12 protein-coding genes are annotated in these 12,059 nt (G+C 67.1%); 3 read left to right on the plus strand and 9 right to left on the minus strand.

Annotated features, from left to right (window positions below; translation table 11 throughout):
- Window positions 1–4 precede the first annotated feature (4 nt).
- Both phnX and OKW43_RS23185 read right to left on the minus strand, forming a co-directional pair.
- Entirely contained in the window at window positions 5–808 is an 804-nt protein-coding gene (gene phnX, locus OKW43_RS23180) for a phosphonoacetaldehyde hydrolase (RefSeq protein ID WP_429450094.1), read from the minus strand.
- Between the two features lie 48 nt (window positions 809–856).
- A complete protein-coding gene (locus OKW43_RS23185) occupies window positions 857–2,110 on the minus strand; it encodes a 2-aminoethylphosphonate--pyruvate transaminase (RefSeq protein WP_429450096.1) in 1,254 nt (417 codons plus the stop codon).
- A 118-nt stretch (window positions 2,111–2,228) separates the two neighbouring features.
- Between OKW43_RS23185 and OKW43_RS23190 the strand changes: the two genes are divergently transcribed.
- Window positions 2,229–3,128 carry a LysR substrate-binding domain-containing protein gene (locus tag OKW43_RS23190; RefSeq protein WP_187636471.1) on the plus strand — a complete coding sequence of 300 codons (900 nt, stop codon included), beginning with the start codon at window positions 2,229–2,231 and terminating at the stop codon, window positions 3,126–3,128.
- A gap of 110 nt (window positions 3,129–3,238) precedes the next feature.
- Here OKW43_RS23190 and OKW43_RS23195 read toward each other — a convergent pair whose 3' ends face one another.
- Window positions 3,239–3,985 carry a glucose 1-dehydrogenase gene (locus OKW43_RS23195; protein WP_429450098.1) on the minus strand — a complete coding sequence of 249 codons (747 nt, stop codon included), beginning with the start codon at window positions 3,983–3,985 and terminating at the stop codon, window positions 3,239–3,241.
- Window positions 3,986–4,582: 597 nt separating this feature from the next.
- Between OKW43_RS23195 and OKW43_RS23200 the strand changes: the two genes are divergently transcribed.
- Window positions 4,583–5,470 carry a LysR family transcriptional regulator gene (locus OKW43_RS23200; protein WP_187636469.1) on the plus strand — a complete coding sequence of 296 codons (888 nt, stop codon included), beginning with the start codon at window positions 4,583–4,585 and terminating at the stop codon, window positions 5,468–5,470.
- A 54-nt stretch (window positions 5,471–5,524) separates the two neighbouring features.
- Here OKW43_RS23200 and OKW43_RS23205 read toward each other — a convergent pair whose 3' ends face one another.
- The 3 genes from OKW43_RS23205 to OKW43_RS23215 all read right to left on the minus strand — a co-directional run bounded on the left by OKW43_RS23205 (window position 5,525) and on the right by OKW43_RS23215 (window position 7,401).
- Entirely contained in the window at window positions 5,525–5,896 is a 372-nt protein-coding gene (locus OKW43_RS23205) for a copper resistance CopC family protein (protein WP_429450100.1), read from the minus strand.
- 14 nt (window positions 5,897–5,910) lie between these two features.
- Window positions 5,911–6,843: a hypothetical protein gene (locus OKW43_RS23210; RefSeq protein WP_429450102.1), complete on the minus strand. Its 933-nt coding sequence runs from the start codon at window positions 6,841–6,843 to the stop codon at window positions 5,911–5,913.
- Between the two features lie 108 nt (window positions 6,844–6,951).
- Window positions 6,952–7,401 carry a DUF2946 domain-containing protein gene (locus tag OKW43_RS23215; protein WP_187636466.1) on the minus strand — a complete coding sequence of 150 codons (450 nt, stop codon included), beginning with the start codon at window positions 7,399–7,401 and terminating at the stop codon, window positions 6,952–6,954.
- Window positions 7,402–7,567: 166 nt separating this feature from the next.
- On the opposite strand from OKW43_RS23215, the gene OKW43_RS23220 reads away from it, so the two are divergent.
- Window positions 7,568–8,917 (plus strand): TAXI family TRAP transporter solute-binding subunit, encoded by a 1,350-nt coding sequence (locus OKW43_RS23220; protein WP_429450104.1) that lies wholly within the window; start codon window positions 7,568–7,570, stop codon window positions 8,915–8,917.
- Window positions 8,918–8,944: 27 nt separating this feature from the next.
- Here the strand turns inward: OKW43_RS23220 and OKW43_RS23225 are convergent, their stop codons facing one another.
- From OKW43_RS23225 to OKW43_RS23235, 3 genes are all read right to left on the minus strand, one after another.
- A complete protein-coding gene (locus tag OKW43_RS23225; RefSeq protein ID WP_187636464.1) occupies window positions 8,945–9,832 on the minus strand; it encodes a ProQ/FinO family protein in 888 nt (295 codons plus the stop codon).
- 91 nt (window positions 9,833–9,923) lie between these two features.
- Window positions 9,924–11,288, minus strand: a complete 1,365-nt coding sequence (locus OKW43_RS23230; RefSeq protein WP_187636463.1) for an ATP-binding protein — start codon at window positions 11,286–11,288, stop codon at window positions 9,924–9,926.
- The gene (locus OKW43_RS23235; RefSeq protein WP_187636462.1) at window positions 11,285–11,947 is read right to left on the minus strand and encodes a response regulator; all 663 of its coding nucleotides are present in this window, start codon (window positions 11,945–11,947) and stop codon (window positions 11,285–11,287) included. Before OKW43_RS23235 ends, OKW43_RS23230 begins: the two co-directional genes overlap by 4 nt.
- Window positions 11,948–12,059: the final 112 nt, after the last annotated feature.

The following is a 12,059-nucleotide window of genomic DNA, read 5'->3' on the forward strand; positions in this document are numbered from 1 at the left end:
CGCTTCAAGGCCGCTCGCCACGCGCGAGCCGCGCGTCGATGTCGTACACGACCGGCATCAGATCCGCGACGCTATCGATCACGTAATGCGCGCCCGCCGCCTTCAGTCTGGCCGTCGCGGCGTTGCGGCGAGCGGCGAATTCGTCGGCCGGCAACGCTTTCACCTCGGCCTCGCTGATGCCGAACGCGTTGCCGCTCACCGCGACGCCGACCGCCCACGTGCCGCCGTTGATGCCCTCTTCGATGCCAACCTCGGTGTCGTCGACCTTGATCGCCTCTTTCGCGCGCCACACGCCGAGCTGCGGCAGCGTCCGGTAGATCATGTACGGCGACGGCCGCCCTTCCGGCGTATCGCCGGTGCACACGATGCTGTCCGGCGAAAAGCCCTGCGCGGCCGCGCCCGGCACGATTTCGTCGATGATCTCGCGGGTATAGCCGGTGGTCGTGCCGATGCGGATGCCGTGCTCGCGCAATGCGCTCACGACTTCGGCGACGCCCGGAATCACCGCGCTATAACTCGCCGCGACCGCGATGTTTTTCGGCACGAACACGTCGTACACCGCGTCGATATCGGCGTCGCCCGGCGCGTGGCCATGGCGCTCGGCCCACGCTTGCGCAACCCGCGGCAGCGCCATCAGCGCCGCGATATGCGGCCGCTTGGCCATACCCATCGGGCCGCGCGCTTCGTCGATCGTGATCGGCACGCCGAACTGCTCGAAGGTCTCGACGAAGGCGCCCATCGGCGCGCGTGAACCGTAGTCGACCACCGTGCCGGCCCAGTCGAAAATCACCGCCTTCACGTGTTTCATTGGCTTGAATCCCCAGCAATCCGAATGTATTGAGTTTACCGTAGCGGATCAGGCGGCCCGCGCGAGCGCTTTGCGTTCGTCGAGCGCGGCGGGCGGCGGCGCCGCGTGCGTGACGCCCATCGTGCGCAGCGCTTGCCGGCACGCATCGACCACGCGACGCACCACCTGCTCGTCGACCTGACCGATGCAGCCGATGCGGAAACTGTCGACCACCGTCAGCTTGCCCGGATAGATGATGAAGCCCTGCTGCTTCATCAGTTCATAGAAGCGCGCGAACTCGAACGACGGATGCGCCGGCGAGAAAAACGTCACGATGATCGGCGAGCGCCAGCGTGCGTTGAGCAGCGGCTCGAAGCCAAGCGCCCGCATGCCGGCGACCAGCACGTCGCGGTTGTTCGCGTAGCGCGCAAGCCGCGCGGGCTGCCCGCCTTCGAGCTGGTACAGACGCAGCGCCTCGAGGAACGCGGCCACCGTATGCGTGGGCGGCGTGAAGCGCCACTGGCCCGTGCGATTCATCACGTCCCATTGATCGTAGAGGTCGAGCGAGAGCGAATGGCTGCGGCCCTTCGCTTCGCCGAGCGCGCTCCTGCGCGCGATCACGAAGCCGAAACCCGGCACGCCCTCGATGCATTTGTTCGCCGACGACACGAACGCCTCGCACGCGATCTGCCGCACGTCGAGCGGCACCGCGCCGAAGGCGCTCATCGAATCGATCAGCAGCTTGCGACCGTGCTTCGCGACCGCGGCGGCGATTTCGTCGAGCGGATTGAGGATGCCCGAACTCGTTTCGCAATGGATCGCGACCACATGGCTGATCGACGGATCGGCGGCGAGCATGCGCTCTACTTCGACCCCGCGCGGCGGCAGATAGTCGCCTTTGTCGAGCAGCGTAGAAGCGCGGCCGAGGTAGCCGAGCATCGTCGCCGCGCGCTTGCCGTAGGCGCCGTTCGCGAGCACCAGCGCGTGGCCGTCGCGCGGCATCAGGCTGCCGAGCATCGCTTCGACGCAGTAGCTGCCGCTGCCCTGCAGCGGCACGCAGTCGTAGTCGCCGGCCGTATCCCCGGCGATCTCGAGCAGGCTCGCGCGCAACTCGGCGGTCATTGCGCGGAAGTCGCCGTCCCACGAGCCCCAGTCGCGCAGCATCGCCTGTTTCGTCGACAGCGCCGTGCTCAGCGGACCCGGCGTCAGCAGATAAGGCTCGCCGCCAGCCTGCGCAGCGCAGCATGTGGTGCTACGAGTGACCGAGCTCGCCGCGGCTGCAACGGTCGATGCCGCCGCCGAACCGCCGATCGCGCTTTCCATGTCCGGTGCTCCGATATCGCTATGTCGATACCTCACACGATACAGAAACGCTGTCCATCGGTAAAATCGATATAATCGATGACGATATCGTAAAAACTTATCCGGTCGCGAGGCACACGTGCAATACGCACAATTGCGGGCGTTTCATGCGGTCGCTGAACATGGCGGCTTTTCGAAAGCGGCGCAGGCATTGTCGCTGACGCAGCCGGCGGTGTCGGATCACGTGCGGCGGCTCGAACGGGACTACGGCGTCAAGCTGTTCGAGCGCGGGCCGCGCGGCGTCGAGACGACGGAGCTCGGCCTGCGCCTTTTCAGCGTGACCCGGCATATGCTCAGCTGCGAGCGCGACGCGCGCCAGCTGCTCGAATCGGCGGGCGGGCTGGAGTCGGGTTCGCTATCGCTCGCCGCCGATGCGCCCGATCTCGCCGTCGCGCTGATCGGCGCGTTTCGCGAGCGGCATCCTGGCATCGTCGTCACGCTGTCGATCGCCAATGCGGCCGAGTGCATGCAGCGCGTGCTGTCGAGCGCGGTCGACGCGGCGATCACCGCCGCGCCGCAGGTGCATAGCCGGTTGCGCTCGCGCGTGTTGCGGCGCGATCCGCTGGTCGCGATGGTGCCGGCCAGCTACCCGGCCGCGAAGAAGCGCCGGCTCAGTTACGCGGAGCTCGTCAAACAGCCGATGATCTTCCGCGAGCCGCAATCGGTCACACAACGGCTGCTAGAAATCGAGCTCGTGCGCGAGTCTTTGCAGGTCGAGCCGGTGATGTACGTGGATGGCCGCGAGGCGCTGGAGGAAGCGGTCGCGCAAGGCATCGGCGTCGGCGTGATCGCGCGCGCCGAGTTCAAGGAGTCGCGGCGTATCCGGATGGTGCCGCTGCTCGATTGCCGGGTGCAGATGATCGAATCGCTGACGCGGCTCGCCGAACGGCCGGGTTCGAATCTGCTCGACGCGTTTTTCGCGGTGGAGTTGGCGGGGGCGGAAGCCGAGGTCTCGGGCGGCGAGCCCCAGCGCGCGTAGCCGGCCTACCGCCGCTACGCGGCGCGGCCTTCGTGCTACCGGCCGCGCCGCCTGTTATCGCGCTCGAACTTTTGCGCGGGTTGCCACAAGCGTTGGCAAGCGCGTCAGACTCAACGCGATCCGCCGCTCGCGATCAGGCTCTCGCCCGTCAACCAGCGCGCGTCGTCCGACGCGAGGAACGCGACGACATCCGCGATATCGTCGGGTTGGCCGATACGGCCGAGCGGCGTCGTGCTGATCACCCACGTTTCGAAGTCGGAGCCGATCACGCCGGCGCTGTGCGTGCCCTCGGTCTCGACCATGCCGGGATTCACCGAATTCACGCGGATCTTGCGCGGACCGAGTTCCTTCGCGAGCACGCCGGTGATCGCATCGACCGCACCCTTGGTCGCCGTGTAGACCGTGGTGGTCGGCGGCGTGATGCGGGTCGCGACCGAGCTTACGTTGACGATGCTGCCGCCTTCGCCCAGGTGCTTGACCGCCGCCTGCGTGACCAGCAGCAGCCCGAGCACGTTGACATCGAAGTGCTTATGGAAATGCGCTTCGGTGATCTCGTCGATCGCCGCGAACTCATAGACCCCCGAGTTATTGACCAGAACGTCGAGGCGGCCATAGGTTTCGATCGCCGAGTCGATGATGCCCTTCGCGTCCGCGGCCTTCGACACGTCGCCGCCGACCGCGACCGCCTTGCCGCCCGCCGCGGTGATATCGGCGACCACATTGTCGGCGCCCGCGCGGCTCGACGCATAGTTCACGACGACCGATGCGCCTTGCGCCGCCAATGCCTTCGCAATCGCCGCACCGATGCCTTTCGATCCACCCGTTACAACCGCTACCTTGCCTGTGAGCTTGCTCATCATCGTGTCCTTTCAATGGGTTTGCGCCGGCATGGCCCGCGAGAAGTCGCGAGCTCCACGCCGCAAAAGCTGCAAATGCAGTGGCGCTGTTACTGGACATCAATGTAGGCAACTGGCCGCACGGGATAAAGCGGCCCGGGACGAATTGAATCGTCGGTTGTGACGAACAATCGGATGGCATCGAACCTTGACGGCCCGAGTCACGCGCGGCTTACGAAGATTAATTCTGCTTGAGCAGCAGCGCGATCTGCGCGGCGACGCTCGCGAGCACCGCGAGCGCGCCAAGCGTATCGAGAACAATGGGCCACATGATCCCCCTCCTCTGCTACCCGCTGCCCCCACGTCTTTCAAACGAATGCGCGCGCCATCGATTGAACCGCCCAGACGCCGCCGCCCCCGCAATGAACGGTGCCGCAACGAGCGTGCCGCCTACGAGGCCGGCGAGGCGCTGGGCTTCCAAGGCGCTCATGCGCCATCTGGCGGCCATTTGATGGCTCAGTTGCTATCATTCGTTGCCCTCGCGCAGCGCCGCGGCGGGAGCACCGTACCGGACCAACGCAACACTGATCGCCGACGCATCACACCTCAGAGGCACGCATGGAATTTCGCCAACTTCGCTACTTCGTCGCGGTCGCCGAGGAGATGAACATCACGCGGGCGGCCAACCGTCTGCATATGACACAGCCGCCGCTGTCGCGACAGATCCAGCAGATCGAGGAAAGTGTCGGCCTGCCGCTGTTCGAGCGCGGCTCGCGGCCGTTGCGGCTCACCGAGGCCGGCCGCATTTTCTACACCCAGGCGAAACGTCTGATCGATGAAGCCGACGAGCTCGCGCCGCTCACGCGCCGGCTCGCGCAACTCGCGGAGCGCATCGTGATCGGCTTCGTGCCGTCGACGCTGTATGGCGCGCTGCCCGCGGTGATCCGCGCGTTTCGGGAGGCCGCGCCGCATATCGAGCTGTCGCTGATCGAGATGTTCACGATCGAGCAGTTGGCCGCGCTGAAAGGCGGCCGCATCGATGTCGGCTTCGGCCGCCTGCGCTTCGACGATGCTCAGCTCGCGCGCGAAGTGCTCGTCGAGGAGCGGATGATCGCCGCGTTGCCGCAGGACCATCCGCTCGCCCGGCAGAAGAAGCCGCTGACGCTCGCGGCGCTCGCCGAGGAAACGCTGATCGTCTATCCGAGCACGCCGCGACCGAGCTACGCGGACCAGCAGATCTCGGCGATGCACGATCAGGCGCTGGAGCCGAAAGCGATCCATGAAGTGCGCGAGTTGCAGACCGCGCTCGGGCTGGTCGCCGCGCAGGTCGGCGTCTGTCTCGTGCCGGAGAGCGTCGAGGGCTTGCGCGCGCATGGCGTCGCATATCGACCGATTCCGTCGGCAAGCGCGGCGTCACCGATCATCATGAGCCGGCGCCTGCAGGACGAATCGCCGGCGACGATGCTGATGTGCTCGCTCGCGCGGCAGTTGTTCAAGCGGGTTTGAGCGCCGCTTGAGCAACTGCGGCACGAGCACGGCGATACGCAGCGTCGTTCTGCCCTACTTCACATCGAACCCATAATCCCCATGCGTTCGATGCCCGTCCGACGCCACCGCGACCCAATGCACGGTGTAGTGCCCGGCAGCGAGCGTCGGCAGCGGCAGCGTCATCACCGCGCGCTGCTGCGGGTCGACCGAGGACTTCTGCGTGCTGACCTGCTTGCCGCTCGCATTGCTGACGGTGAGCGAGCTGAACGCCGGTTCGAGCGGCCCGTCGAAGGTCAGCTTGACCTGCGTGGGCGCTGCCACCGATGCGCCCGCGCCCGGCTCCTGCTTCTGCGGAAACACATGCGCGAGGGCCGCGCTCGCGAGCGTCACGCCAGCGATCAGTGCCGCGGCGCGCATCGCGTGATGTTTGAAGGTGTTGTTCATCGTTTGTCTCCGGATCACTGGAACAGCGGTTTGCCGAGCGTGGTCGGCGCAATGTCGTCGAAGAACAGGTGCGCCTGCACCAGAATGCCGACGTGCGAGCCGCTCGCGCGGTTGATCGGAATCTGCGCCTCAACACCGAACTGTCCGTAGCGATTCATCCAGATGAAGCCCGGATTGACCGTGCCGGTCGTCTGCCCCTGGCTGCGCGACAGCGGAATCTCGACGAGCGGAATCAGGTTCGCGAACGGCTGCGGCAGGCCCGCGTCGTGCACGTGCTGCTGCAGATACGGCAGGCTGTACTGCACGGTGAAGCCGTAGTTGAACGCGTTGGGCTGACCCGCGCCGGTGTTCAACGCGGGGGCCGCCTCTGCCGTGATCGCGACCGGCCGCAGATACGCGAGCGAATCGGGCAGATCGCCCATACCCTTGCCGATGTAGACGGTCGGCGAGATCGTCGAGAAGTTGTCGGCGATCGCGCGGCTGCCGGTGCCGCCGAGTTCCGCGCTGAGGCCGATCGACGTCATCAGCTCGTGCGGCTCGTTCACGTACAGCAGGTACTTGAGGCCGACGCCGAAGTTGTTGAAGCCGGCCGCGCGCGGGTTGTTCTGCATCGCGTACGCGCCGTCGATCGACACCGCGAGACGCGGCGTGATCAGCTTGTCGTATTCGAAGCTGAAGGTATTGATGCTCTGGTCGCCAGCGTCGCCTGGCACGCGCTGATGGCCGTACTCGAAGTTGGCTTCGTCGCCGACGCCGGGGTCGTCGATGGCGAGCGTCGCCGGAAATACGCGGTCCCCCGCGATCGCGTGCGCCTGCGCAACGGACGGCACGGCGATGAGGCCGGCGACGCCGCACGCGGCGTAGGCGGTGCAGGCGACATAGGTGGCGGCCGCGATGAGCGGCGCCGCGCGCGGCGCACGGCCGCCGCGTGTTGCTGGTGTGTGCATGAGTGCATCCTGTCGGATCGGTTATGACGATGCTGGCGCGCACCGTCGAACGGACGCGCGCGAGCAGGCGCGACGCGGGTTGGCGCATCACGTCGTACGTGATTCGAATCAGGAGGTGAAAGGCGGGGCGCGTGGCTGCGCGAAGCTAAGCGGTTCGACACGGTGCACGCTGTCGAAGCGCGTCGCGGCCGCGTGCTGCCGCGCCCGGATCGCGGCGACGAACAGCATGCCGACGCTCGGCATCACCGGCAGATGCGCGAGCAGGCTGCAATAGCCGCAAGCGTCGCCGGACATCTGGGCGTGCTTTTCGCCGGCATGACTGGCCCCGGTGCCGGCGTCGTCCGGGCCGTCGGGCGTGGCGACGACCTGGGTGGGCTCGGGCGCGTCGTCCTGCATCTGCATGCCAGGCATCGACGCCGTCCGGCAATGCTCGTCCATCATCGCGCCGGCGTGATAATGGGCGGCGAGCGTCTGCGAGACCGTCGGCGCGAGCGTCGTCATCAGGATCGCGAGCAATCCCAGCCAACTGCCGATCTTCCGATGCCATCGATTCAACATGCGCCCAGCGCCACGCCGTGAGTTTTGTCGTCCACTACTGCCAGACCGCGATTTGCGGCAAATTATGCCATGTTGGTCGTTTTTTTCAGGCCGTCGGCTGCTGGCTCTATCGAGCCGCCCCGCGCAGGCGACAATGCCTGATCCCGACTTCACGCACGGAGTCTTCATGAAAGCGCAGCGTCCGCGTCCTCGGCACTTTCCCGGCGAACTGACGCGCACCGAATGGCGCGAGCACCTGCTGCCCTACTTCATCACAGCGCTGCTGATCGCGTTCGCGGTCGTGCTGATCGTGTGGATCGCCAATCCGGCGCCGCCGCGCACGATCACGATCAGCGCCGGCCCGCGCGACAGTTCGTTCGTCACCACGGCGAACCAGTACCGCAAGATCCTCGCGCGCAACGGCATCCGCCTGAACGTGCTCGAATCCGATGGTTCGGTGCAGAACCTGCAACGGCTGCTGGACCCGAAGCAGCACGTCGATATCGCTTTCGTGCAAGGCGGGGTGGCCGAAGGGCTCGACACGTCGTCGCTGGTGTCGCTCGGCAGCGTGTTCTATGTGCCGATCGTCGTGTTCTATCGCGGCGCGGCGCTCACGCAGCTCGCGCAGCTCGAAGGCAAGCGGATCGCGGTCGGCCGCGAAGGCAGTGGCACGCGGCTGCTCGCGCTGCAACTGCTCGCGGCGAACGGCATCGAGCCCGGCGGCGACACGACGCTGGTGCCGAGCGACGGCCTGCAGGCCGCTACGCAGCTGGTCGCCGGCGAAGTCGACGCGGCGATCCTGAGCGGCGACTCCGCGACGCGCGGCCTGATGCTGCGGCTGTTGCGCGTCCCCGGCATCTCGGTGATGAATTTCGACGAAGCGAACGCCTATACGCGCGTCTTTCCGTTTCTCGACCAGATCGACCTGCCGCCCGGCGTGCTCGATCTGAAGCGGCGCATTCCGCCCGAGACCGTTCACCTGATCAGCCCGACCGTCGAGCTCGTCGCGCGCAGTACGCTGCATCCCGCGATTTCGGATCTATTGATCGAGGCGGCGCAGGAAGTACACGGCACCGCTGGCCTGTTGCAGCATGCCGGGCAGTTCCCGAACCCGGTCGCGCACGAGTACCCGGTCAGCGAGGACGCGCAGCGCTATTACCGGACCGGCAAGGGCTTTCTGTATCGGACGCTGCCGTTCTGGCTCGCGAGCATCGGCGATCGCACGCTGGTCCTGCTGTTGCCGATCGCCGTGCTGCTGTTGCCCGCCATGCGGGTGATTCCGGCGTTGTACCGCTGGCGGGTGCGCTCGCGCATCTATCGCTATTACGGTTCGCTGATTGCGATCGAGCGGCACGCGCTCGCCGGCGCAACCGAAGAGGAGCGCAGGCAGCTACTGGGGCAACTGGACGAGATCGAGGCGGCGCTGAGCCATCTGCGCATGCCGCTCGCTCATGCGGATGCGTTTTATGTGCTGCGCGAGCATGTGGGATTCGTGCGCAGCCGGCTGACGGCTGCGCGGCCCGTCATGACCTCGTGACCGAGACCGTGACGGGCGCTGCCAGGGTTAGAGCTGGGACGGAGTGGAAGCGGGAGTGGTGGCCTGCGGATCGTCTTGCGCGCTCGTTGGCGCTTCGGTGGCCGTGTTTGCGGCGGTATTCGCCGCCGCGGTTTGCGCCGACGCGGCGGCGGCATCCGCTTGCGGGACCGCCTGTTCGGCGACTGCCGGTGCTTCGGCTTGCGGCTTGTCAGCGGCCGCGTGCTCGCCCGTCGCGGCTGCAGCGGCCGGCGCGTTTGCGTTGGCCGTCGCTTCGGCGGCCTTCTGCGCGCCCTTCGCCGCGCGATGCGCGAGCAGGCGCTGCGCGCCGGCCGCTTCCTGCGCCGTGACCTTGCCGACTTCGACGCCCGCCAGATCGACGCGCGCCGCGCCTTCGACGAGGCTCTTCCAGTAGCGTCCGCCACGGCACCACGTCTTGATCGCGTCGCGCAACTCGGCTTCGCTCAGCGACAGTTCCTTCGCATGCACGACGAGGTCTTCGAAAACGCCGATCTTCAGCGGCAGCTTCGGGGCGGGATTCTTTGGGAAAGCGACCGGGAAACGTTTTTGCAGACGACCGATCGAGCGCACCACCGGATCAACCGGCTTGGCGTCCACCGCGGGCGCGCCGTGGCGCGCCGGCTGTGGGCGGCCGGCTCGCGTGCCCGGTTTGCCGTCCGGGCGACCGCCGGCCTTCGCGCCCGGCTTCGCACCGGACCGGCCTTCAGGCTTCGCGCCGGGATTGACGCCACGGTCGGGACGTGAGTCAGCATGCGCCCCGGCATTTGAGGCGGGCTTGCCGGTGGACTTCGAAGCGGGGCGCGCCGCCGATTTGCGATCGGGCTTGCCGGCCGACTCGGCGGCGGCGCGCGCCGCGGCCAGTTGCTTCTTCAGTTCAGCGAGTTGTTCGAAACCCATAGTGCACAATCAGTCTGTCGATCTGTAAAGACGAGATTGTAGCAGCGTGCGCCCGCGCGCTCATGACAAGTCCGAGCACGAGTGACGATGGTCAATTCGCGGCCGCGGCGGGCGCGGCGGCATCGTGTGCGCGCAGCCCGGTGACCGACACTCGCAAACCCGGCGCGCCGACATTATTGCGCAGCGACAGTTCGAGGTGATGCCGCTCGGCGATCCGTGCGACGATCGCGAGACCGAGTCCGCTGCCCTCGCCCTTCGACTCCTCGCCGCGATAGAAACGGTCGAACACGCGTTCAAGCTCCGCATCCGGAATCCCCGAGCCGCTATCGACGATCTCGAACCCGACCCGCTCTCCCGCGCGCCGCAGCACCACGTCGACACGGCCGCCCGGCGGCGTGTGACGGATTGCGTTATTGATCAGGTTCCCTAACAACACGCTGATACTGTGCGGCTCGGCGAGCACCGTATAAGCGTCGTTCGGCGCGCGCGCGTGTTCGCATTCGAGGCCGAGATCGATCTCGCGCAGCTCCGCCAGCACGGAACAATCGCTGACCGCCTGCTCGCCGATGCGGCGCAGGCTGACCGGCACCGTCGACGTCACGGGCTGCGCGTCTTCGCGCGCGAGCGTCAGCAGTTGCTGCACGAGGTGGATGATCCGATTCACGCGATGCTCGACGCGCTCAAGCGTCTGCCCCTCGCCGCTGAGCGATCCGTCGCGCGACGCCGCCTGCAGTTGCAGCTTCAGCGCCGCGAGCGGCGAGCGCAGTTCGTGCGCGGCATCGGCGATAAACGTGCGCTGCCCCTGCGATGCCGTATGCAAGCGCTGCAGCAGATCGTTCAGCGCTTCGACGAGCGGCCGGATTTCGACCGGCAGGTTGCCATCGAGCCGCAGCGGTTCGAGCGAATCGATCGAACGCGTCGCGAGCGCGCGCGACAGCCCGCCGATCGGCGCGAGCCCGCGCGCGACCACCAGCAGCACGAGCGCCATCGTCACCGGCAGCAGCACGCCAAGCGGCCACAGCGTGTGCAGCGCGAGGTGCAGCGCGAGGTCCTCGCGCACCGAGACCGGCTGGGCGACCTGCACGTAGCGGTCTTTCTGCGCGACGCCGAAGGTGCGCCAGTGATAGTCGCCGCGCGGCACCGTGTTGAAGCCCGGCGGCAGACGCCCGAACACCGGCGCCTGCGCGGAGTGATAGACGAGCGTCTCGTTGCTGTCCCAGATCTCGATGACGATGCGGTCGTCGGCGAGATCGCCGAGATCGGGGTCACGCCGCTCGCTGCTGCCTGCGCCTCGCAGCCCCGACGGCAGCGACAGCGCGACGGTGCGCAGTTCGTAGTCGAACAGCTCGCTCGCCTCGCGCCGCGCGGTATGGAAGATCGCGAAAGCCGCGACCATCGACGCCGCCGCCATGCCGAAGATCAGCCAGCCGAGCAGCCAGCGGCGAATCGACGTCATCCGCACCTCTTCAGGCGATAGCCGACGCCGCGCACGGTCACGATCTGGTCCGCGCCGATCTTGCGCCGCAGACTGTGCACATGCACTTCGATCGTGTTGCTGCCGACTTCCTCGCCCCAGCCGTACAGCTTTTCTTCGAGTTCGGCCTTCGTGAACACGCGTGTCGGCTCCTCGATCAGCGCCTGCAGCAGCGCGAATTCGCGCGGCACCAGCGGCAGCGGCACGCCGTCCCGGGTGACTTCATGCGCGGCGGGGTCGAGCGTCAGTTCGCCGTGACTGTAGACCGGCTGCTTCTGGCCGGTGCGCCGACGCAGCAGCGCGCGAATGCGCGCGGCCAGTTCGTCGAGATCGAACGGCTTGATCAGGTAGTCGTCGGCGCCGGCGTCGAGACCGCGGATGCGTTCGTCGACCGCGTCGCGCGCGGTCAGGATCATCACCGGCGCCGCGCCGCCGTTGCGGCGATACGCGTTCAGCACGTCGATGCCGTCTTTTTTCGGCAGGCCGAGGTCGAGCAGCACGAGGTCGTACACGCCGTTATCGAGCGACAGTTCCGCCGCGCGGCCGTCCTCGGCCCAATCGATCGCGTAGCCGGCGCGGCGCATCGCGCCCAGCACCGATTCCGCGATCATGTCGTCGTCTTCGACCAGTAGCAGGCGCATGGCCTCTCCTCTCCTTGATGCGGTTTTGGCCGCCGCATTATCGACCGCGGCAGCTTAACGAACGCTTACGCGGTACTGACGACGCGTCGATTTCGCGGCGCGTGTCACGCGA

Origin of the sequence: Paraburkholderia sp. WC7.3g, from assembly GCF_050436345.1 — a bacterium.
Lineage (GTDB): Bacteria > Pseudomonadota > Gammaproteobacteria > Burkholderiales > Burkholderiaceae > Paraburkholderia > Paraburkholderia podalyriae.